The following is a 21,078-nucleotide window of genomic DNA, read 5'->3' as shown; positions in this document are numbered from 1 at the left end:
GGTTTCGCGGTCGAAGGGTTCACCCTCGGCGCGAAGCCGACATGGTTGGCGCCGGCGATACATGTGCTTTATGAAACAAGTCTCCTGCACTTCGCAAGCATCCGGTCGTCTTCATCCCTCTTTCCCAAGGGATTTTCGTATTGTGGCCCGCAAAGCTTGCGTCAATATGTCTTGTAGCCGTTCAAGCTTTGCAGCAGAGCGCGATAGGCCCAGGTGCCTTCGCCGCCGCGATCACGGATTTCGACCAGCTGGACGCGGGCGCCCTGGATATCTCCCTGTTCCACCAGCGCCATGCCCATGTAGGAGCGAGCGAGGATGTAATTCTCATCCGCCTGCAGCGCCTTGCGGTAGTAGGACATGCCGAGCTCCATGCGGCCGGCCTTGCGGTTGGCGTAGCCGAGATAGTTCAGGATGCGCGGGTCGTTCTGGTTGCGGGCGAGATTGAGCACGGTGATGGCGTTGTCATACTGGCCGGCATAGGCAAACTCGCGGGYGAACTTATAGAGATCGTCGTCGTTGAAGCTGCTCTTCTTCGGGTTGACACATTCCTTCTTGGCCTTGTCCCAGACCTTGCCGCCGGTGCAGGACTTGGTCGTCTGGGTCTTCGGCGGCGGATTGGTGTCATCGTTGTTGTCGCCGACCGCGAAAGCGGCCGTGGCGATGCCGAAGGCAAAGCCGGCGGCGAGCGAAAGTCTGGACAGGTGACGGAAAGAAGAAGTCATCGGCGCGCTCCGTTCTCAGGCAATGCAGTTGCTCGGATTGTACGCTTACCACTAAAAATACCAAGAGGGTAAGCAACCTCCATGGCAAATGTTGCGACGGTGGCCGATGTCCTCACAGATCGATTCAAGTGCTGCGTAAAAGGAGTCCGGACCCGGCGCTAAGGCGCGAAAATATTGGCACTTTCCGGCATCACCGCGTCGCCGGCCCTGTTGAGGCTGAAGCGCTCGCCGCTGAGCTCCCAGGCGCCGGGAGAGCCGTCGATGGAGAAGAGGTTGTAGGCGGCGGGCGGCTTGATGCTGCCCGGTCCCTGCGAGGCTGACGCGATGCCGACGACCGGCACTGGCTGCACCTGGCCGCGCAGCCAATGCAGCGTGTTAAGGTGCGTATGGCCGTGCAGCACGAGTTCGGCGCCGCCCGTCGAAATCACGGCAGCGAAGCGGCGGATGCCGATCATCCGTTTGTAGAAGGCCGTGGCGCCGCGGATCGGCGGGTGATGGATCATGACGACGCGGAAGAGACCGGCTTCGCCAGCCGCACGCAGTATGTTGACAGTATCGCGGGCCTGTCGCGCGCCGAAAAAGCCAGACGCGGCGAAAGGAGGGGTGGCGACCGCCGTCGAACAGCCGACAATCGCGACTTTGCCGCGGACGCGCAGATAGGGGAAGATATGGCGGTCGTCCTGCCATTGCGGCGGGGCCAGATCGCCGCGGACATAGTCGTACCAGGCGCGCATCGACTTCTCATAGGCGCCTGGCACATAGGCGTCATGATTGCCGGGAACGACTGACGTGTTCGCGGGATCGCCGAGCGCGCGCAGCCATGCGGCGGCAGCGCGAATCTCAATGCCGCTCGCCAGATTGACGAGGTCGCCGGTGACGGCCACGTGATCGGCCTGATGGGCGCGGATGTCGTCGAGCAGCAGATCCAACGTGCTGCCGAAAAGGTGCTTGCGTCGATTTCGATGCCAGTTCACAAAGCCTGTTATGCGTTTTGAAAACAGCTCCTGAATGGAAAGACTGGGCAACGGCCCAAGGTGGACGTCGGAGATATGCGCGAGCTTGAACATGTTACGAGACATAGACCAGCTTATTGACAAATCAAACACATCGGGCGCGATGAAGAGCTGAAACGGAGCGATAGTGGATAAAGAGAACAAGCCCCTCTACACGAGGCTGGCGTTGCGCCTGCTGCATGTCTATTTCAGTTTCGTCCGGAGCATGACCGTGGGCGTGCGGGCCGCCTGTTTCGATGAAGACGGGCGCATCTTTCTCGTGCGCCACAGCTATATCGGCGGCTGGCATATGCCGGGCGGCGGGCTGGAGCGAAACGAGACGGTCGAGGAAGCGCTTGTCAAGGAATTGCGCGAGGAGGGCAACCTTAGGATCATCGGCAAGCCGCAACTGATCCAGGTCTATTTCAATACCACGACGACAAGGCGCGACCATGTCGTCTTCTACCGGGCGACAGTCGAGCAGACGGCGCCGCGGCCGCCGGACTGGGAGATATCCGACAGCGGCTTCTTTTCCCTCGACAGCTTGCCCGAGGGCACGACCAAGGCGACGCATCGCCGCCTCGCCGAGCTTCGGGGCGAGCAGGAGCCCGATCACTGGTGGTAAGAAGTATCAGGCGGCATTTAGCCTGGCGCGGCCATGCGGGCTGTCGAGATCGAGCGCCGGACCGACGGGGACGATGCCGGTCGGATTGATCGTCTTGTGGCTGCGGTAATAATGCTGCTTGATGTGGTACAGGTTCACCGTCTCGGCCACGCCTGCCGTCTGGTAGAGGTCCCTGAGATAGCCGGGCAGGTTGCGGTAGTCGGCGATGCGGCGGATGTTGCACTTGAAATGGCCGACATAGACGGGGTCGAAGCGCACCAGCGTGGTGAACAGGCGCCAGTCGGCCTCGGTCAATCTGTTGCCGAAGAGGTAGCGGCCCTTGCCGAGGCGTTCGTCGAGCGTGTCGAGTGTTTCGAACAGCTTGCCGACATTTTCCTCATAGGCTTCCTGGGTGGTGGCAAAGCCCGCTTTGTAGACGCCGTTGTTGACGGTGTCGTAGACGGTGGCGTTCAGTGCATCGATGTCGGTGCGAAGGTCCTCGGGATAGAAATCAGCCGTCGAGCCGGTCAGCCCGTCGAAGGCACTGTTGAACATGCGGATGATCTCGGCGGATTCGTTGCTGACGATCGTGCCGGTCTTCTTGTCCCAGAGCACGGGAACGGTGACGCGGCCGGAATAGTGCGGATCGGCCCTGACATAGATCTGCCAAAGCGCGGACGCTCCGAAGAGGTGATCGCCGGTGGCGCCGTCGCCGACCTTAAATTCCCAGCCGTTCTCGACCATCAGCGGATCGACGACGGAGACCGAGATCAGCTCTTCGAGCTTCTTTAGCTTGCGGAAGATCAGCGTGCGATGCGCCCAGGGGCAGGCGAGCGAGACATAAAGATGGTAACGCTCGGCCTCGGCCTTGAAGCCGCCGCTGCCGGAAGGGCCGGCCTCACCGTCTGATGTCACCCAGTTGCGGAACTGCGAGGGCTGCCGCCTGAAATGGCCCTTGCTCTCCTTCGTGTCGTACCAGGCGTCATGCCAAACGCCGTCCACCAGCATTCCCATGGTCTACATTCCCTTGATTGCGTGTTGGAATGGAAGATATCGCAGATGGCAGGGCTTTACAGGCGGCAAAGATTGAACAGTGCGTCACGTCGTGCATTTTGCGTTGGACGGCGGAAATTTTTCCTGCTATCGGCCTTTTCACGATTTTCGGACCCCTACTTGATGTTCATTTCCAGAAACCCGCGACGACGCTGATGCTCCCGAACGCCCAAGGCGTGTTCGAGACCCATCAATCTGTCCATCCGGTTTCTGTCATCATGTACAAGCACGATCTCGTCTACCTCACTGAAGACGCGTCCCATGACGCCGCCATCGAACACATCAACGAAGAAGCCTTCGGTCCAGGCCGCTTCACGCGCGCTGCCGCGCGCATCCGTGAGCAGGGACCGCATGACCTGTCGCTTTCTTTCATCTGCACCGATAACGGCGAGACGATTGCCTCCGTGCGCATGACGCCGGTACTGGCCGGTACAGTGAAGGGCCATCTGCTCGGCCCGCTCGCCGTCCGTCCCTCTCACAAGAACAAGGGCATCGGCCGGGAACTGGTGCGGATCGCAGTGGAGGCGGCAAGACGCAAGGGCTCGGAAGCYGTCATCCTCGTCGGCGACCCGCCTTATTACGGACCGCTCGGCTTCGAGAAGGTCGCCTACAACGCGCTTTCTTTTCCAGGCCCGGTCGATCCCCGTCGTGTGCTCGTCGTTCCGATCGCCGAGGGCGTGCACGAGCGGCTGAAAGGCACGATCGCCTGGCGCGAATGATTTAGAGCGCCATGCGTCCTTTCGGACGCACAAAGGACGCTCTAACTCTTTCAATCCTCGCATCCTGCTACAGGCTTTTCCGGAGGAAGCTGCGCGTGCGGCCTTCCGGGAAATCCTTGAGCTCTCCGAAAATCTCATAACCCTGACGCAGATAGACGCGCAGAGCCTGAGGGCTGAACGTGTCGATCCAGGCGCCGCGGCACCCTCGCGCCCTGGCCTCTTCTTCCGCCTTTGCGAGAAGATTGCCTGATATACCGGTGCCGCGCAGTGTATCGGGAATATAGAGCATCTGGGTGAAGAGCCAGCCCCAGGCGGTAAAGCCGGAAAGACCGCCCGTCACCTTGCCGTCGGTGTCGCGGATGAGGACCACAAGTGGCCGGCGATTCGAGGGGCCGACATCGCTGTTGTTGAAGGCCGAGAGCGCATCGGTGATCACTGCCAGTTCCTCCGGCGAGGGCGAAGCGGTGAGCTCGAATTCCGGCATGAGATTACCGTCCTTCGCGCCACCACATGGCGCCGAAGGCGAGAAGCAGGATGCCGACGCCAGCGAACCCGGCAAAGAGCGGCAGCGTGTTGATGCCCTTCAAGACCGTCTCGCTGGTCATGCGGATCATCATGCGATCGTTGTCGGAGACGCGAACCTGGCCGCGCACCGGCAGGATCGGCGGGACGGAGATCGCGCCATTTGCATTGGAAACACGGGCGACGAGACCCTTGCTTCTGTCGGCGACCGGCTGCAGCACATCGGTTGTCGAGATCATTGCCTTGAATTCCGGCGCGTCGACGGCGCCGATATGGACAAGCGTCGACAGCTTGCCGTTGCGGATTTCGAAGAGGCCGATCTCGTCCATCCTCTTCTCGGCCTTGTAGAGGCCCGGTTCGGACTGGGTGAGCGGCAGGGTTTCGGTCTTGCCGGAGGGATAACGCACGGTGGCGTTGCCGGGATTGTCGCCGATCGTCTGGCGCGTGACCTCAAGGGTCCGGCCGGAGGCGCGCGCCGTCAGCGCTTCTTCCTCGAGCGCCGGCTCCTTCATCAGCCAATGGGCGATACGGCGATAGAGCGAAACGTTCGGACCGCCGCCTTCGAAGCCGCGCGCCCAGAGCCAGCCCTGATCGGAAAGCAGCATGGCGACGCGGCCCTGGCCGGCGCGGTTCAGCACCAGCAGCGGGTGGTTGTCGGCGCCGAGCATGATCGTCTCGCCCTGCGGCCGGTCGACATCGACGCTGCGGAACCATCGGCCCCAATGCGGCGGCTCCTCGCCCGAACCATCAAGGCCGCGCGTGACGGGATGTTTGCGGCCTTCCTCGGAGAGGCGGGGATAGAAGGCCTTTTCGATCATCTCTCCGGTGGGCGTTGCTGGCAGGACCGAGGAGAGTGGCGTCAGTGCAATGGAATCGGGGCCGGCGTGCTCGGGGCCGGCGGCGATCAGCAGCGCGCCGCCATTGTCGACATATTGCGCGATATAATCGTAATAGAGCAGCGGCAGCACGCCGCGGTGCTGGTAGCGATCGAAGATGATCAGGTCGAAATCCTTGATCTTGTCGACGAAGAGTTCACGCGTCGGGAAGGCGATCAGCGACAGCTCGTTGATCGGCGTGCCGTCCTGCTTTTCCGGAGGACGCAGGATGGTGAAGTGGACGAGATCGACCGACGCATCGGATTTCAGCAGGTTGCGCCAGGCGCGCTCACCGGCATGCGGCTCACCGGAGACAAGCAGGACGCGGAGATTCTGGCGGATGCCGTCGATGACGTGGACGGCACGGTTGTTGGCGGTGGTGACTTCGCCAGGAAGTGCTGCGACCGAGAATTCGAGCACATTGCTGCCGCCACCCGGCACCTTGAAGGAGAAGGGCGTATCCTGCCCTGGTGTCGCCTGCAGGGTGGCGATCTCGTCACCATTCAGCTTCACCGTGACATCGGCCGCGCCGCCCGGGCTCGGACCGTCGTCGAAGACGCGCAAGATCACCTGCTGCTCCTCGTTGACGATGCCGAAGCGCGGCCCCTTGATGACTTCGATGCGGCGATCGAATTCGTTGGCCTTGCCGGTTACGAGGCCATGGATCGGCGCGTCGAAACCGAGCGCCTGATTGGCGGCCGGAACATCATGGACCTCACCGTCGGTCAGCATGATTGCGCCGCCGATACGGGCGGGCGGGACATCGGCGATGTTGGCCGACAGCGCGTCGAACAGGCGCGTGGACGGCACGTCGGAATTGACGTCGCCTTCGACATCGACGAAGCGGGGCTCAATCTGAGGGAAGCGGGCGAGCTGTCCCTTCAAGGCCGCAAGCGCATCGTCGGTCATCTTGACGCGATCGGGCGTCTGCTGGCTCTGGCTTCGATCGACAAGAACCGGGACGATCGTCGACAACTGATCCCGGTCTTCCTGCAGGAGCACTGGATTGGCAAGGGCGGTCAGCATGGCGAGTGCTGCGAGCGTTCTGATCCAGGCGCCGCGAATGCCGCGCCAGATCGCGAAGGCGGCGATAACAGCGCTGACGACGGCAAGTGCAGCCAGAACCGACCAGGGGAGGAAGGGCGAAAAGTCGAACGTCATCTCATTGTCCTAACCGTTCGAGGAGGTCGGGAACATGGACCTGGTCGGTCTTGTAGTTGCCGGTCAGCATATACATCATGATGTTGACGCCGGAACGGTAGGCATATTCGCGCTGCGTTTCATCCGACGGCACGGTCGGCAGTATCGGTACGCCGTTGTCGTCGATCGCCCAGGCGCCGGCGAAATCATTGCCGGTGATCAGGATCGGCGAAACGCCGTCGGCCGTTGCCGCCGATTTTTCGCTCGGCCCCTGACCACCCTGCCGGGATTCGATCCAGAGGGGGCTGCCGGTATAACGACCGGGAAAGCTCGACAGGAGATAGAAGGATTTCGTCAGCACATGGTCTGATGGAACCGGTTCGAGCGGCGGAATGTCGAGATTGGCGAGGATTGCCTGCAGCCTCTCACCGTTAGCGCTGACATTGCCGCCATTGTCCAATGCGCTGATCTGATCGCGCGTATCGAAAAGCACGGTGCCGCCGTTGCGCATATAGGCATCAATACGGCTGATCGCTGCGGTCGACGGCATCGGCGCCGTTGCCGAAACCGGCCAGTAGATGATCGGATAGAAGGAGAGCTCGTCTTTGGTGAGGTCGATGCCCACGGGCGGTGCCGGCTCCAGCGTCGTGCGGAAAGTCAGGAACTGGGTGAGTCCCTCGAGACCGCGCTCGGAAATATTGTCCACGTCCTGTTCGCCGGTGACGACATAGGCGAGGTGCGTGTTATCAAGCCTCTGCAAGATGAGGTCGTCGCCGGGCTGGGAGTCGTCGGCGTGAAGCGTGCCGGGTTGCACGAGAAAGCCGGCGCCGACGGCGACCGCGATCATCGCGGCGGTGCGGACAGCCGGGCGCAATCGCGAGAACGCGCCATTCATGAAGAGGACGATCAGGCTGTCGGCCAGCAGCAGCAGAAAGGCTGCGAGAAAGAGTGCGGGTTTTGCCGACCAGCTTTCGCCGCCGATCAGGCCTTCGCGCACGGCATTGGTCCCTGCCGTGTCGAGCGGCGTCAGTTCGGCGTTCTCGGGCAGCACGTTCAGGGAAGTGAAACCGTCCTCCGAACCGTAGAGCCCGGGCGGGTTGTCGAAATTCGCCGTCGGTTCAGCTCCGGCCTGCGGAATGAGCGGCCGCGCCGAACCCGTCTCGGAGACCAGCGTGCCCTTGGCCGTCAGCATACGGAATGGCGGCAGGGTTTCGGAGACACGCGCATTGCCGCGCGCCTCCGACGTCACGCCGCCCGAGCGCGATATCTGCAGGAGGTGACGCAGCATGTCGACGAAAGTGCCTGAGATCGGCAGATCGGACCAGGTTGCTTCCGCGGTGACATGAAACAGGACGATCTGGCCGGATGCGATCTGCTTCATCGTGACGAGCGGCGTGCCGTCAGCCAGGCTAGCCCAGGTGCGCTCGGCAAGATCGGGCGTCGGTTCGGCAAGCACCTGCCGCTTGACGACGACATCGGCAGGGCGCGCTATGCCGGCAAAAGGCCCGAAACTCGGAAATTCGGCAAGCGACTGCGGCTCRCTCCAAGACAATGTGCCGCCCAGCGCCCGTTCTCCCTGGCGCAGGATGACAGGGATCAGCGGATCGTCTGCGGGAGCCGCCGCCATGCGCGGGCCGGCAAAACGCAGGAGCATGCCGCCATTCGATATCCAGCGCGTCAGAGGTTCGTAGGTCTCCTCCGGCAGCCGGCCGATATCGGCCATGATGATGATGGAGGGATTGTTGGCGAGAAGTTTTGGTATCGCGACCGAGAGATCGGAATCGGCGGGCTGGATCAGATCCGCATAGGGCTGCAGTGCCCGCTGGATATAATAGAGCGGCGAGAGCAGCGGCTGGAACTCATCCCCTCCTTCGCCCGACAGCAAGACGACACGGCGACGCTTGAACGCGTCGTCGAGAAGATGGACGGCGCCGGCCGTCGCGCCATTGTCGACGCTGACGCGCGCGAAATCGTTGCGCATCTCGAAGGGTGCTGTGATCGAACTTGTCGCAACACTCTGGCCGGGGCGGAAATCCACCCTGCCATTGGCAATCGAGCGCCCCTGGCTATCGACGGCGTTCAGCGCCACGGATGCGGCCTGCGATGTATTGAGCCGCGTGACCTTGACGGCCATGGCATCAGCCGCATTGTTGGCCGCGGTGATCGCGACCGTCCTTGCGGCATCGCCCTCAATCAGGCGCAGATCAGCGGGCTGGAGTTCGGCCAGCCTGCGCACCGTCGTGTCGTCGGCCTTGGCGGCGGCACCGTCGGTCAGGAAGGCGAGGGTGCCGGGCTTTATGCCGTTCAGGGCGGCGCGCAGCGCCTGGAAGGCGCGCTCACGGTCCGGTACCAGCGGTCGCGGCTCGGCAGCGCGCAGCTTGTCGCGAGCGGCAGCGGCGGTGCCGGGCACGGCGTCGTTGGTCGGATCGGCGGTGAAAGCGATAGACACGGGTGTGCCGGCGGATTCGGCATCGTCTATCAACGCGTCGGCGGTCTGGATGCGGCGCTCCCAGTCGGGTGCCGCCGCCCAGCTGTTATCGACGAAGAGGACGAGCGGGCCACCTGATGCGAGCGAACTGGTGCGCGGATTGAAAACCGGATCGGCGATCGCAAGGATGATGGTGGCGGCGAGCAGCATGCGCAGCAGCGTCAGCCACCAAGGGCTTTGCGCCGGCGTCTCCTCGCGCTTCAACACCAAGGCGAGGATCTTCAGCGGCGGGAAGACCTCGGTCTTCGGACGTGGCGGTGTCAGCCGCAGCAGCCACCAGATGACCGGCAAGGCAACGAGCGCGCCGAGAATGGCGGGATAGGCGAAAGCGAAGGGAAGGGCGTTCATAGCTGCCCTCCATGTGTTGCTTTGGCCGGCATGCCGGACAGATACATGTGCACCGCGACCAGCGCTTCCGAAGCAAGATGATCGGTGCGGTGGGTCGCGAAGGTCCAGCCGAGATGGCGCAGCGACTGTCCGAGGCTGTCCCTGCGGGCGAGGTAGGCGTTGCGATAGGCCTCGCGGATGTGTTCGGCGCGGCCGGAAACGAGCCTGGCGCCGCTCTCCGGATCGGTGAATTCGGTGCGGCCGCTATAGGGGAATATCTCTTCGGCGGGATCTGATATCTCGACCACGTGGCCACGCAGGCCGCGGCGGGCGAGCGGGCCGAGCCGTTCCATGATTGCCGGCGCATCGTCGAGGAAATCGCCGATGAGGACGAGGTCGCTCCAGCCGCGGATCATCGCCGTTTCCGGCAGGCCGCCGGTCAGCGGCGTGTGCATGAGCGCGGCTGCGAGGCGTTCGGCGGCGTTGCGGGCGGAGGCGGGTTCCATGATGCCGGGGCAGCCGATGCGCTCGCCGGAGCGGGCGAGGATTTCGGCAAGCGCCAGCATGATGACCAGCGCGCGGCTTTCCTTGGACACGTTGCCATAGCTCGACTTGTACATCATCGAGGGCGACATGTCGCACCAGAGCCAGATCGTGTGCGCCGCCTCCCATTCGCGCTCGCGCACATAGGTGTGGTCGTCCCGGGCGGAGCGGCGCCAATCGATGCGCGACAGGCTCTCGCCCTCGGCATAGGGACGGAACTGCCAGAAATTCTCGCCGATGCCGCGCTTGCGGCGACCATGCCAGCCGGCGATCACTGTGTTGGCGATGCGCTTGGCTTCCACCAGGCAGTCCGGCACCAGGGCGGCCCGCTGCCTGGCGCGAGAAAGGGCATCGCTGCCGGGTGTCGGATTGACGATCTGTCCGATAGATGCCACGCGTCCGGCTTCCTTATCCCTTTGCCTGCTTGACCAGTCCGGCGATGACGTCACGCACCGACATGCCTTCGGCGCGGGCGGCGAAGGTCAGCGCCATGCGGTGCTGGAGAATGGGTTCGGCGAGCGCGAAGATATCGTCCAGAGACGGTGCGAGACGGCCTTCGTAGAGCGCGCGGGCGCGTGCGCAGAGCATCATTGCCTGGCCGGCGCGCGGGCCTGGACCCCAGGCGACGTTCTTGTCGGTCGAGGCATTGCCCTGTCCGGGGCGGGCGGAACGCACCAGCGCCAGGATGGCATCGACGACCGTGTCGCTCACCGGCATCTGGCGCACCAGGGTCTGGATCTCGATCAGCCGCTGCGCATCGATGACGGCTTCCGGCCGGGTTTCGCCCAAGCCCGTCGTCTCGAGCAGGATCTGGCGCTCGGCGGCGAGTTCGGGGTAGTTGACGTCGACCTGCAGCAGGAAGCGGTCGAGCTGGGCTTCGGGCAGAGGATAGGTACCTTCCTGCTCGAGCGGGTTCTGGGTGGCGAGCACATGGAAGGGCGCCGGCAGGTCATAGCGCTGGCCGGCGATTGTGATGTGATATTCCTGCATGGATTGCAGAAGGGCGGACTGGGTACGCGGCGAGGCGCGGTTGATCTCGTCGGCCATCAGAAGCTGGGCGAAGACCGGGCCCTTGACGAAACGGAAGGAGCGGCGTCCACTGTCGTCCTGGTCCATTACCTCGGAGCCGAGAATATCCGAGGGCATCAGATCCGGCGTGAACTGGATGCGGTTGGCGGCAAGGCCGAGCACCTCGCCGAGCGTGGTCACCAGTCTGGTCTTGGCAAGACCGGGAACGCCAACGAGCAGGGCATGACCGCCTGACAGCACAGCGAGAATGGTGTTCTCGACGACGCTTTCCTGACCGAAGATCACTTTCGAGACTTCCCCGCGGATGGCGGCAATATCGGAGAGCGCCTTTTCGGCGGCGGCGACGATCGCCTTTTCATCGAGGCTGGCTTCGGTCTTCATCATACCCATGCGTATCTCCAACGGCTGAAATCATTCGGCAGCGAATCGGCGGACTTATACATGTGCCTCATACCCGATAGAGTTATGGAGATGTGACGGGCTGACAAGTTCGTTGCGAATGACTATCTCGTGACTTTACTTCGTTAGGGACAAACCGGGACGGAAGAATGGCAGCCGAGGAAATCAGCGGACAGGCGGATGCGGCGGGACTTGCCGCACTGATTTCGCGTGCGTCTGAGGAAAGTGGCGAGAAAAAACGAGGGTTGCCGCCGGTCGAACGGTGGAATCCGCCTTTCTGCGGCGATATCGACATGGAAATCCGGGCTGACGGCACCTGGTTCTACATGGGCACGCCGATCGGCCGGCCGGCGCTGGTGCGGTTGTTTTCGACGGTTTTGAGGAAAGACGACGACCAGAAGACCTATCTCGTAACTCCTGTGGAAAAGGTTGGGATAAGGGTCGTCGACGCGCCTTTCATCGCCGTGGAGATGAGCGTGACGGAGAGCGAAGGCCAACAGGTGTTGACCTTCCGCACCAATGTCGGCGATGTCGTGGAGGCGGGAGGGGAGCATCGGCTGCGCTTTGCCATTGCTGACGGCAACGCCGAATTGAAACCCTATCTGCATGTGCGCGGGCGGCTGGAGGCGCTGGTGTCGCGTGCAGTGATGTATGAACTGGTCGCGCTCGGCGAGACTTTCGACGTGGAGGGGCGGGCGATGTTTGCGATCTGCTCCGCCGGCGAGGTCTTCCCGGTCATGCCGGCCGACGAACTGGATGCGCTTTGCCGATGAATGATGCGATCACCCACCGCTACCCGCTGTTTTCCGCAACCGAATTCCGCCGCCGCGCGCTCAATCAGAATGGCGGGCCGGTCGACCATGCCTGGCGCGATCACGGGGACCATATCCTCAACCCCGACATCGTCGCCGARGTCGAGACCTTCAAACTGCGCGACGCCGCCGTGCTCGTGCCCGTCGTCGACGACGGCGAAGAGGCGCATGTGATCTTCACCAAGCGCACGGCGACGCTGCGCAAACATTCCGGGCAGATCGCCTTTCCCGGCGGCTCGATCGATCCCACCGATATCTCCCCTGAAATGGCGGCGATCCGCGAGACGGAGGAGGAGATCGGACTGGCCGGTTCCTTCGTCGAAACCGTCGGGCGGCTGCCGAATTACCTTGCCTCGACGGGCTTTCGCATCACGCCGGTGCTCGGCGTCGTCACGCCGGGCTTTGCGCTGACGCTGAACCCGACCGAGGTGGACGACGTGTTCGAGGTGCCGCTTTCCTTCCTGATGGATCCTGCCAATCACACCCGCGACAGGCGTGTCATCGACGGCATCGACCGGCATTTCTACCGCGTGCCCTATGAAACCAGAATGATCTGGGGCATCACCGCCGGCATCGTCCGCACGCTTTACGAAAGGCTTTATGCATGACCGGCCTTGCCGACCAAGCATGGTTCCGCGACCCGGCGCTCGGCCGGATCTTAGCACTTCTCAGCGCCGATGGCGGGGAAGGGCGTGTGGTTGGCGGGGCGGTGCGCAACAGCCTGATGGGCCTGCCGGTCAATGATGTCGACATAGCCACGACACTCAGACCGGAGGCGGTGATGGAGCGGGCGGCGGGCGCCGGCATCAAGGCAGTCCCAACCGGCCTGGAGCACGGCACGGTGACGCTCGTGATCGACGGCAAGCCCTTCGAGGTGACGACCCTTCGCACCGACGTCGAGACCGACGGACGCCACGCCAAGGTTGCCTTCAGCACAGACTGGAGGGCGGATGCCGAACGGCGGGATCTGACGATCAACGCGCTTTATGCCGATGCCGAGGGCGAGGTGGTGGATCTCGTTGGCGGACTTGCCGACATCGAGACGCGCAACATCCGCTTCATCGGCGATGCCGCAAGGCGTATTGCCGAGGATCATTTGCGCATCCTGCGCTTCTTCCGCTTCTTTGCCTATTACGGTTCCGGACGGCCGGATGCCGAGGGGCTGAAGGCGTGTTCCGCGGCGCGTTCGAAACTGACGACGCTTTCAGCAGAACGCGTCTGGTCGGAACTGCGAAAGCTGCTTGGCGCCGGCGATCCCGGCCGGGCGCTGCTCTGGATGCGGCAGGTGGCGGTGCTGACGGAAATCCTCCCGGAATCGGAACGATGGGGGATCGATGCGATCCCTTCGCTGATCACCACCGAAAAGGCGCTCGGCTGGACGCCCGATCCGTTGCTGCGCCTTGCGGCGATCGTGCCGCCCGATGCGGCGCGCATGGAGGCGCTCGCAGCCCGGCTCAAGCTCTCGAATGCGGAAGCGGCCTATCTCAAGGCCTGGGCAATGGCAGCGCCTGTTAATGACGACATGTCGTCGGCGGCCTTTGAACGGCTGCTTTACCGCAACGGTGCCGATGGCATCACGACACGGCTGAAGCTGGCGCTTGCGGTTGCGCGCGGCAAGGCTGAAAGCGATTTCGACGAAATGGCGCGGTCGGCGCGGCTTATCAAGTTGCTGGACAAGGCAATGCACTGGAAGAAACCGCAGTTTCCGCTGAACGGCGGCGACGTGATTTCGGCAGGAATCGCGTCCGGTCCGCGCGTCGGCGAGCTGCTTGCCGGCCTGGAAAACCAGTGGGTGGAGGAAAACTTCGTTTCCGACCGGGCGGCGCTGCTCGCCCGGCTGCAGGAACGCGTGCAATAATCAGGCGGCGGTCGCTTCGTCACGGATGCGAGCCTTGATATTATCCACCATGTTCTCGCGGATCGTGGTTTCGCCGTGAGCATCTTTCAGGTGCTCGACGGCACGGCGAACCACCTCGGCGTCGCTATCCGCCCGTGTATGCCAGGCGCAGCCCGGAACGAGAGTGCCGCATTCGAAAAGTCGCATGGTCTTCTCCTCTGTTCAAAACACAACGACGAGCGCGATCTTACGCGATTTATGAATGTGCGGGGGGAGGGAAGGTTCCGGCCGGCATCGACATGCCGGCCAGTAAAGGCCGTATCAGTCGGGCATCGCCCAGGCTTTGTAGGTATCCGAAAGCTGACCGGGTATGTTGCTGTTGGCGGCCGCTGCTTCGTTCTGCAGCTGTTCCGGCGACTTCCCGCCGGCCAGTTGCAGCTTGACCTGCTCGATGAAGCAGGACAGCGGCAGATCCGAGCCGCTCTTGGTCCGCAGTTTCTCGGCGATGCGCGTCAGAAACTCGGATGTGTCGATCGTGCGGGATGTTTCCTGGACATCCGTAGACGCTGGCGAGCCACTTTGTATCGTCATGACAATCCTCCTCCGATTGTTACGCACATACATATAAAGTTAGGACGCACTGAATTTTCGTGAAGGTCTATCACCTCGAATTTATCGACGAGATATCACAGTTTCATGGCCAGCGGACGACGGGGGGCAACGAAGAGAGAATGGATTCAACGTTGCCGCCGGTCTTCAGGCCGAAGATCGTGCCGCGATCATACAGCAGATTGAATTCGACGTAGCGGCCCCTGCGGATCAATTGTTCGTCGCGATCGGCCTCTGTCCACAATTTATTGAAGTTGGAGCGGACGATTTTTGGATAGACCATGGCGAAGGCCCGGCCGACATCACGCGTGAAGGCGAAATCGGCGTCCCAGCCGCCGGCTTCCTCGCTTGAATGCAGCCAGTCGTAGAAGATGCCGCCGATGCCGCGGGCCTCGTTGCGGTGTTTCAGGAAGAAATATTCGTCGCACCAGGCTTTGTACGCATCGTAATCGGCGACTGCATGATTGCGGCAGGCGATCTCCATGGCCTTGTGGAAGAGCTGGCTGTCTTCGTCCTCCTGCGTGCGGCGGCGCGACAGCACCGGCGTCAGGTCGGCCCCGCCACCGAACCAGCGGCTGGTGGTGACGACCATGCGTGTGTTCATGTGCACGGCCGGAACGTTTGGGTTCACTGGATGGGCGATCAGCGAGATGCCCGAGGCCCAGAAACGCGGATCGTCCTTGGCGCCGGGTATCTGGGCGCGGAAATCCGGGGCAAATTCGCCGTAGACGGTGGAGGTATGGACGCCGACCTTTTCGAAGACGCGGCCTTCCATCATCGACATCCGGCCACCGCCGCCGGCGCCGTTTTCGCGTGACCAGTCCTTGGCGACGAAGCGGCCAGGCTCCTGGTCGGAGAGTGGCCCTTCCAACTCATCCTCGAGGGCCTCGAAGGAGGCGCAGATCGTATCGCGCAATCCCTCGAACCAACTGCGGGCGGCAGCCTTCTTCTCTTCGATATCGTCAGGCAAGCCGATCGGCAGTTCCGGTCTTTCCATTTACGCCTCCGACGGTCGACATCTCCTTCGGAGGCGACTCGCTCATTCTTGATTGCGCGCCATGACTAGCAGTTGGTGCTGCATCTCGCCAAGCGTGGCCAAGCACCGCCGAGCGCTTCCAAGATTCGACTCGCAAATCAAGAATTTCGATACTACCTTTTCCGAGGAGGTAGGTTTGATGAAAAAAGTTCCAGGGCCTCCGTCCTTCGACGGCCTGAAGCGCAGGATAGCGAGACATCGGGCGGAAAATCCCCCGAGCAGGAAAGACCATTTCGTGCGTGAGACATATTGCCTCGGCCTCATGGACGCACGCGCCAAGGCGCGCGAATGGTTCGACGAATATCCGAAAGCCGCCTACTGGACCGAGGTGGAGAGCTGGCGTCAGCTCGACGGCGACCAGATCGAATTCACCATGCGCCGCCTGCCTTCGGCCGACTGACGGTCACTTCGTAGTCGCCCGCACACGGCTTTCGATCAGCAGGCCGTTTTCGTCCATGATCGGATGCGCCACCGAGACAATGTGGGCGTTGAGGCGCTTCAGGTCGCGCAGCATGTCGAGATGCAGAGAACTCGTCTGCAGGCTGTCGGCGCGGCCGTCACGCAGACGTTCAAGGTGGCGCTCGGCAGACTGTTTTTCCATCCGGCGCACCTCGACCTTTACCTCCATCATCTGGCGCGCGAGATTGAAGTCACGGGTGACGAAGATCGTCTGAGCGACGCGCAGATTGTCGATCGTCAGATCGAACAGCTTCCGCAGTTCCTGATGACCGTCCTCGGAAAATTTCAGGCCGAGGGAGATCTTCTTCGCCACCTGCTCCAGCAAGCCCTTCTCGATGATGTCGCCCATATGTTCGAGGTTGATCGCATAATCGATGACGACGATCGAGCGGCGTGCGTTCTCGTCGCTGAGACCCTCGCGACCGAGCTTCGAGAGATAGACCTTCACCGCCTGCTGCAGTCGGTCGACGCGCTCTTCGAGGGCGGATATCTCGGCAAGCTTCGATGCGTCGTTACGCTCGAAGGCTTCGGAGACCCGGATCAGCATGCGCTCGATCAAGTCGCCGACGCCGAGTACTTCGCGGGTAGCGCTGGCCAGGGCCACGACCGGCGTCGAAAGTTCCTGCGCATCCAGATATTTCGGGGCGCTGTCAGGCTCGGCCTGATCCGGCACCAGCCGGGCCATCAAGGTGGCGAGCGGCCGGGAGAATGGCCAGGCCAGCGCCGCCAGCAGAAGGTTGAAGGCAAGATGCGCATCGACCGGCAGCTTGGCAGGACCGAAGGGCAGCATCTGAATGAGTTCCGCCCCATAACCCGCCAGCGGCAAGGCAATAAGGCAGCCGAGCGTGCGGACGGCGAGATTGCCGAGGGTGACGCGCCGCGCCGAAACCGGACCGGACAATGTCGCGACGACAGGCGGTATTGCGCCGCCGAGATTGGCGCCGAGCACGAGCACGATGACGAGTTCGGCGGAGACGACGCCGGCCGAGGCGAGCGACAGGATGAGCACCACCACCGCAAGGCTCGACGAGGATGCGAAGGCAAGTGCTGCCGAGACGATCATTGCCACGGGCAGGGCGCCATCCAGCAGGCCGATGAAGGCGGCGAGAGCAGGGGAGGCGCGCATCGGCTCCGTCGCAAGACCGAGGAGGTGCAGCGACAGCAGCATCAGCCCGATACCGATCAGCGCTGTGCCGCCGCCCTGGCTGGTGCTTGAACGACCGCGGTAAAGCACAATGCCAACAAGAATGAGAAGAGGAGAGAGCCATTCTATGCCCGTTGCCACGATCCAGGCGGTGATCGCGGTGCCGACATTGGCGCCGAGCAGAACAATCTGCGCCATGCGCGGCTTGATCAGGTCACGCTCGACGAAGGAGGCAGTCATCAGCGCCGTTGCCGTCGAGCTCTGCAGAGCGACGGTTGCAACGAGGCCTGACAGGAAGGAACGAAGACTGCCGCGCGTGCCGGTCGCCAGCCCCGTTCTCAAGCGGGCGCCGAAGGCTCTCGATACGCCATCCTTCACCTGCGCGAGGCCGAACAGCAACAGAGCCACGGCGCCGAACAGGTTGATCATGATGATTGTAGAGTCCATTTTGTTGTTTTTATTCTTCTTTCACAGATCTGGAGAAATGCGGTTTTCCTCACATGGTCATTCCAACGTGTTGGAATCATGGAGGCCAATACTGAATTTTTGATTGCCCGGCTAATAAATATACGCCGGTTTGACAGATAGACAACGCTATTTTGCGACATATTCTGGAGCGGATCGGCAATTCCGCGGGCTTTGCTCCGTCAGCGCCGGCGTCCGTCAAGACCAAACGGTTTGGCGCATTGCCTCGCCGACGATCATGGCGGCCGAGACGGCGACGTTGATCGAGCGCTGGCCTTCGAGCATCGGGATCAGAATTCGGGCGTCGGCCCTCTCATGCACCTGATCCGGCACGCCGGCGCTTTCGCGACCGAAGAGCAGGATATCGTCCGGGCGAAAGGCAAGATCGGTGTAGCGCTCTGCAGCCTTGGTCGAGGCGAGGATCAGGCGGCGGCCGGTGGTCAGACGCCATGCCTCGAAGCGGTCCCAGCTGACATGGCGGGTGAGGGCGGCGGCGGCAATATAATCCATACCCGCCCGTTTCAGGTTGCGGTCGGAGATGTCGAAGCCGGCGGGCTCGATCAGATCGACCGCGAAACCAAGGCAGGCGGCAAGACGCAGGATCGTGCCGGTATTGCCGGGAATATCGGGCTGATAGAGTGCCAGTCTGAGTGAAGTCATGATGCGCCGTCTTCCCGCTTTCACCACAAAAGGCCTAATGCAACTGTGATTTCGACGCAACAGGGCGCGTTTGGACCCGAAAAGATGAATTTTTCGGCAGAACAGGGCTGGAAAATTCCTCGTTTTCGCGTTATCGGTGCATATCTTTAATCGCCAGCAAGGAGCGCCAGAATGAATATTTTGCTGTATGTGCGCCTCCCGGCCGTGATGCCAAGCGGTGCGATTTTCCGCCGATAGTGCGGGTTTCTTCCCTGAATTTCCTTTTTTGATCCATTGTGCGGCTGTCTCAGCCTCGCCCCTTGAACGTTCGGTTCCCATATGTGCTTGCAGTGCGCTGGGATGGCGCGAAGCCGGGAGCCGGAACGGTGACGTTTCGGAGCAATTTCATGTTTGGCTGGTTCGAGCAGCGACTCAATCCCTTTCCAAGCGAGGACCCTGTCGCCCCGCCGAAAGGTCTTTTTGCCTTTTGCTGGCACTACAGCAAACCGGCTGCGCCCTGGCTCGGCCTGATGGCCGTGCTGACCGCGCTGATCGCGATCGGCGAAGTGGCGCTCTTCCAGTTCCTCGGCGACATCGTCGACTGGCTGACCAATGCCGACCGCGCCACATTCCTGGAGAGAGAAGGCCACAAGCTTTTCTGGATGGCGGCGCTGGTGCTGGTCGGCCTGCCGCTGACGGCCGGGCTCGATTCGCTCATCATGCATCAGATGATGCTCGGCAATTATCCGATGATCGCACGCTGGCAGATGCACCGCTTCCTGCTGCGCCACAGCATGTCGTTCTTCGCCAATGAGTTTGCCGGGCGTGTCGCGACCAAAGTGATGCAGACGTCGCTTGCCGTGCGCGAGACGGTAATGAAGATCCTCGACGTCTTCGTCTATGTCGTCACCTACTTCCTGACGATGATCATAGTTATCGCAGCGGCCGACTGGCGGTTGATGATCCCGATCCTCGTCTGGCTCGCGGTCTATATCAGCATCGTCGCCTATTTCGTGCCGCGGCTTCGCAAGATCGCGGCGGCGCAGGCGGATGCGCGCTCGATGATGACGGGGCGCGTGGTCGACAGCTATACGAATATCGCGACCGTCAAGCTGTTTTCGCATGCGGGCCGCGAGGAGGTCTATGCCAAGGAGGGCATGGACGAGTTCCTGCAGACTGTGCACAAGCAGATGCGCAAGGTGACGCTCTTCCATATTTGCGTCTACGTGAACAACTGTGTTGCGCTCTTCGTCATCTCGGGCCTGTCGATCTGGTTCTGGCTGAACGGCGCGATCTCGGTTGGCGCTATCGCCATCGCCATCGGTCTTGCCATGCGCGTCAACGGCATGTCGCAATGGATCATGTGGGAAGTCTCGGCGCTGTTCGAGAATATCGGCACGGTCTATGACGGCATGGAGATGATGAGCAAACAGCACGATATCGTCGACAAGCCGGGTGCACCCACCTTGACGGCGAAGAAGGGCGCGATCCATTACGACCGCATCCGCTTCCACTACGGCAAGAGCAAGGGCGTCATCGACAACCTGTCGCTCGACATCAAGGCGGGGGAGAAGGTCGGCCTGGTCGGCCGTTCCGGCGCCGGCAAGACGACGCTGATGAACCTGCTGCTGCGCTTCTACGATCTGGAGGCCGGTCGCATCACCATCGACGGGCAGGACATCGCCGGCGTCTCGCAGGAAAGCCTGCGCTCGCTGATCGGCGTGGTGACGCAGGACACCTCGCTGCTGCATCGCTCGATCCGCGACAACATCGCCTATGGTCGTCCCGAAGCAACGGACGACGAGGTGATCGAGGCCGCCAAACGCGCCAATGCCTGGGAGTTCATTGAAGGCCTCGTCGACATGCAGGGCCGCGCGGGGCTCGACGCACAGGTCGGCGAACGCGGCGTCAAGTTGTCCGGCGGCCAGCGGCAGCGTGTCGCGATCGCCCGCGTCTTCCTGAAGGACGCGCCGGTCCTGGTACTCGACGAGGCGACCTCGGCGCTCGATTCGGAAGTCGAGGCGGCGATCCAGGAAAACCTCTTCGCCCTGATGGAGGGCAAGACGGTGATCGCGATCGCCCACCGGCTTTCGACGCTGACGGAGATGGACCGGCTGATCGTGCTCGACAAAGGCCGGATCATCGAGGCCGGCTCGCATATCGAGCTGGTCGAAGGAGGCGGCATATATGCCGACCTCTGGAACCGCCAGTCCGGCGGCTTCCTCTCCGATCACGCCGAGGAAGCGGAGGTGGCGGCGCAATAAGATGCAATGGGGCCCTCCCTGCGAAAGCGGGGAGGGCCTCTTGAATTCTTAGGATGGCTATAAGCTTGCCGGACGGTTGCTGAAGAACTGACTCCGTTTGCCTCTTATCCGTTCAAAGGCTGTCGGCCCAATCGATCACGCGGTGATGCTCGACGACGACCATGGTGTTGACAGCCGCGATCGTGCGCAGGGCGACAAGGCGGCGGTGCTCCTCCTGATCGATCCAGGTGGTGATGGCCTCGGCGATGATCTCGTCGCGCGGCAACCCCAGGGCGAATGCCAGGGCATCCAGCCTTTCTGCAAGCGGAAGCGGAACATGCACATCGAGCATTTTCGTTTCCATGGAAGTGGTCTCCGGTAAACCGCGATCGTAACGTGAGATTGTGACCAGTTCGGGGGC

Annotated in this window: 21 protein-coding genes; 7 read left to right on the top strand and 14 right to left on the bottom strand. The window is 62.2% G+C overall.

What is annotated here, in order from left to right; translation table 11 throughout:
- Nucleotides 1–161: 161 nt before the first annotated feature.
- Entirely contained in the window at nucleotides 162–722 is a 561-nt protein-coding gene (locus AC1D1Z_RS03520; RefSeq protein ID WP_477849516.1) for a tetratricopeptide repeat protein, read from the bottom strand.
- A 158-nt stretch (nucleotides 723–880) separates the two neighbouring features.
- Nucleotides 881–1,789 carry a metallophosphoesterase family protein gene (locus tag AC1D1Z_RS03515; protein WP_018446697.1) on the bottom strand — a complete coding sequence of 303 codons (909 nt, stop codon included), beginning with the start codon at nucleotides 1,787–1,789 and terminating at the stop codon, nucleotides 881–883.
- A gap of 73 nt (nucleotides 1,790–1,862) precedes the next feature.
- Here AC1D1Z_RS03515 and AC1D1Z_RS03510 point away from each other — a divergent pair, with 73 nt between their 5' ends.
- Complete coding sequence (locus AC1D1Z_RS03510) at nucleotides 1,863–2,339, top strand: NUDIX domain-containing protein (protein ID WP_018446696.1); 477 nt, start codon at nucleotides 1,863–1,865, stop codon at nucleotides 2,337–2,339.
- Nucleotides 2,340–2,345: 6 nt separating this feature from the next.
- Here AC1D1Z_RS03510 and AC1D1Z_RS03505 read toward each other — a convergent pair whose 3' ends face one another.
- The gene (locus tag AC1D1Z_RS03505; RefSeq protein ID WP_047618605.1) at nucleotides 2,346–3,332 is read right to left on the bottom strand and encodes a glutathione S-transferase family protein; all 987 of its coding nucleotides are present in this window, start codon (nucleotides 3,330–3,332) and stop codon (nucleotides 2,346–2,348) included.
- Between the two features lie 194 nt (nucleotides 3,333–3,526).
- On the opposite strand from AC1D1Z_RS03505, the gene AC1D1Z_RS03500 reads away from it, so the two are divergent.
- Complete coding sequence (locus AC1D1Z_RS03500) at nucleotides 3,527–4,090, top strand: GNAT family N-acetyltransferase (protein WP_080763986.1); 564 nt, start codon at nucleotides 3,527–3,529, stop codon at nucleotides 4,088–4,090.
- A 67-nt stretch (nucleotides 4,091–4,157) separates the two neighbouring features.
- Here AC1D1Z_RS03500 and AC1D1Z_RS03495 read toward each other — a convergent pair whose 3' ends face one another.
- The 5 genes from AC1D1Z_RS03495 to AC1D1Z_RS03475 are packed head-to-tail and all read right to left on the bottom strand — an operon-like array spanning nucleotide 4,158 to nucleotide 11,404.
- Nucleotides 4,158–4,574 carry a GNAT family N-acetyltransferase gene (locus tag AC1D1Z_RS03495; protein ID WP_047618602.1) on the bottom strand — a complete coding sequence of 139 codons (417 nt, stop codon included), beginning with the start codon at nucleotides 4,572–4,574 and terminating at the stop codon, nucleotides 4,158–4,160.
- Between the two features lie 4 nt (nucleotides 4,575–4,578).
- Nucleotides 4,579–6,648, bottom strand: a complete 2,070-nt coding sequence (locus AC1D1Z_RS03490; protein ID WP_113542360.1) for a hypothetical protein — start codon at nucleotides 6,646–6,648, stop codon at nucleotides 4,579–4,581.
- 1 nt (nucleotide 6,649) lies between these two features.
- Entirely contained in the window at nucleotides 6,650–9,463 is a 2,814-nt protein-coding gene (locus AC1D1Z_RS03485) for a DUF4159 domain-containing protein (protein ID WP_130652841.1), read from the bottom strand.
- Nucleotides 9,460–10,380, bottom strand: a complete 921-nt coding sequence (locus AC1D1Z_RS03480; RefSeq protein WP_018243060.1) for a DUF58 domain-containing protein — start codon at nucleotides 10,378–10,380, stop codon at nucleotides 9,460–9,462. Before AC1D1Z_RS03480 ends, AC1D1Z_RS03485 begins: the two co-directional genes overlap by 4 nt.
- Nucleotides 10,381–10,393: 13 nt before the next feature.
- Nucleotides 10,394–11,404 carry an AAA family ATPase gene (locus AC1D1Z_RS03475; RefSeq protein ID WP_003541786.1) on the bottom strand — a complete coding sequence of 337 codons (1,011 nt, stop codon included), beginning with the start codon at nucleotides 11,402–11,404 and terminating at the stop codon, nucleotides 10,394–10,396.
- Nucleotides 11,405–11,562: 158 nt separating this feature from the next.
- Here AC1D1Z_RS03475 and AC1D1Z_RS03470 point away from each other — a divergent pair, with 158 nt between their 5' ends.
- From AC1D1Z_RS03470 to AC1D1Z_RS03460, 3 genes are read left to right on the top strand one after another with little or no spacing between them, the layout of a single operon-like run.
- Nucleotides 11,563–12,186, top strand: coding sequence for a DUF1285 domain-containing protein (locus AC1D1Z_RS03470; RefSeq protein WP_018243059.1), 624 nt, complete (start codon nucleotides 11,563–11,565; stop codon nucleotides 12,184–12,186).
- The gene (locus AC1D1Z_RS03465; RefSeq protein ID WP_018243058.1) at nucleotides 12,183–12,833 is read left to right on the top strand and encodes a CoA pyrophosphatase; all 651 of its coding nucleotides are present in this window, start codon (nucleotides 12,183–12,185) and stop codon (nucleotides 12,831–12,833) included. Before AC1D1Z_RS03470 ends, AC1D1Z_RS03465 begins: the two co-directional genes overlap by 4 nt.
- Entirely contained in the window at nucleotides 12,830–14,083 is a 1,254-nt protein-coding gene (locus tag AC1D1Z_RS03460; RefSeq protein ID WP_018446690.1) for a CCA tRNA nucleotidyltransferase, read from the top strand. The genes AC1D1Z_RS03465 and AC1D1Z_RS03460 overlap by 4 nt, the downstream gene beginning before the upstream one ends.
- Here the strand turns inward: AC1D1Z_RS03460 and AC1D1Z_RS03455 are convergent, their stop codons facing one another.
- From AC1D1Z_RS03455 to hemF, 3 genes are all read right to left on the bottom strand, one after another.
- Nucleotides 14,084–14,269 carry a DUF1059 domain-containing protein gene (locus AC1D1Z_RS03455; protein WP_003561358.1) on the bottom strand — a complete coding sequence of 62 codons (186 nt, stop codon included), beginning with the start codon at nucleotides 14,267–14,269 and terminating at the stop codon, nucleotides 14,084–14,086. It abuts the gene before it with no gap.
- A 114-nt stretch (nucleotides 14,270–14,383) separates the two neighbouring features.
- The gene (locus tag AC1D1Z_RS03450) at nucleotides 14,384–14,653 is read right to left on the bottom strand and encodes a hypothetical protein (RefSeq protein ID WP_477849510.1); all 270 of its coding nucleotides are present in this window, start codon (nucleotides 14,651–14,653) and stop codon (nucleotides 14,384–14,386) included.
- A gap of 103 nt (nucleotides 14,654–14,756) precedes the next feature.
- Nucleotides 14,757–15,668: an oxygen-dependent coproporphyrinogen oxidase gene (hemF, locus tag AC1D1Z_RS03445; RefSeq protein ID WP_018446689.1), complete on the bottom strand. Its 912-nt coding sequence runs from the start codon at nucleotides 15,666–15,668 to the stop codon at nucleotides 14,757–14,759.
- Nucleotides 15,669–15,846: 178 nt separating this feature from the next.
- On the opposite strand from hemF, the gene AC1D1Z_RS03440 reads away from it, so the two are divergent.
- Entirely contained in the window at nucleotides 15,847–16,107 is a 261-nt protein-coding gene (locus AC1D1Z_RS03440) for a hypothetical protein (RefSeq protein ID WP_018243054.1), read from the top strand.
- A gap of 3 nt (nucleotides 16,108–16,110) precedes the next feature.
- Here AC1D1Z_RS03440 and AC1D1Z_RS03435 read toward each other — a convergent pair whose 3' ends face one another.
- Together AC1D1Z_RS03435 and AC1D1Z_RS03430 are read right to left on the bottom strand one after the other, a co-directional pair.
- Nucleotides 16,111–17,757, bottom strand: a complete 1,647-nt coding sequence (locus AC1D1Z_RS03435) for a Na/Pi cotransporter family protein (protein ID WP_113542353.1) — start codon at nucleotides 17,755–17,757, stop codon at nucleotides 16,111–16,113.
- A gap of 216 nt (nucleotides 17,758–17,973) precedes the next feature.
- Nucleotides 17,974–18,435 (bottom strand): tRNA (cytidine(34)-2'-O)-methyltransferase, encoded by a 462-nt coding sequence (locus tag AC1D1Z_RS03430; protein WP_018446686.1) that lies wholly within the window; start codon nucleotides 18,433–18,435, stop codon nucleotides 17,974–17,976.
- 386 nt (nucleotides 18,436–18,821) lie between these two features.
- On the opposite strand from AC1D1Z_RS03430, the gene AC1D1Z_RS03425 reads away from it, so the two are divergent.
- Nucleotides 18,822–20,678, top strand: a complete 1,857-nt coding sequence (locus AC1D1Z_RS03425; RefSeq protein WP_130652840.1) for an ABC transporter ATP-binding protein — start codon at nucleotides 18,822–18,824, stop codon at nucleotides 20,676–20,678.
- Nucleotides 20,679–20,790: 112 nt separating this feature from the next.
- On the opposite strand, the gene AC1D1Z_RS03420 is transcribed toward AC1D1Z_RS03425, so the two are convergent.
- The gene (locus tag AC1D1Z_RS03420) at nucleotides 20,791–21,021 is read right to left on the bottom strand and encodes a CopG family ribbon-helix-helix protein (RefSeq protein ID WP_018446685.1); all 231 of its coding nucleotides are present in this window, start codon (nucleotides 21,019–21,021) and stop codon (nucleotides 20,791–20,793) included.
- Nucleotides 21,022–21,078 lie beyond the last annotated feature (57 nt).

Source organism: Rhizobium sp. P1_E1 (assembly GCF_056406015.1).
The sequence above is the reverse complement of the archived record's forward strand: the minus strand, read 5'-3'. Positions and strand labels throughout refer to the sequence as shown.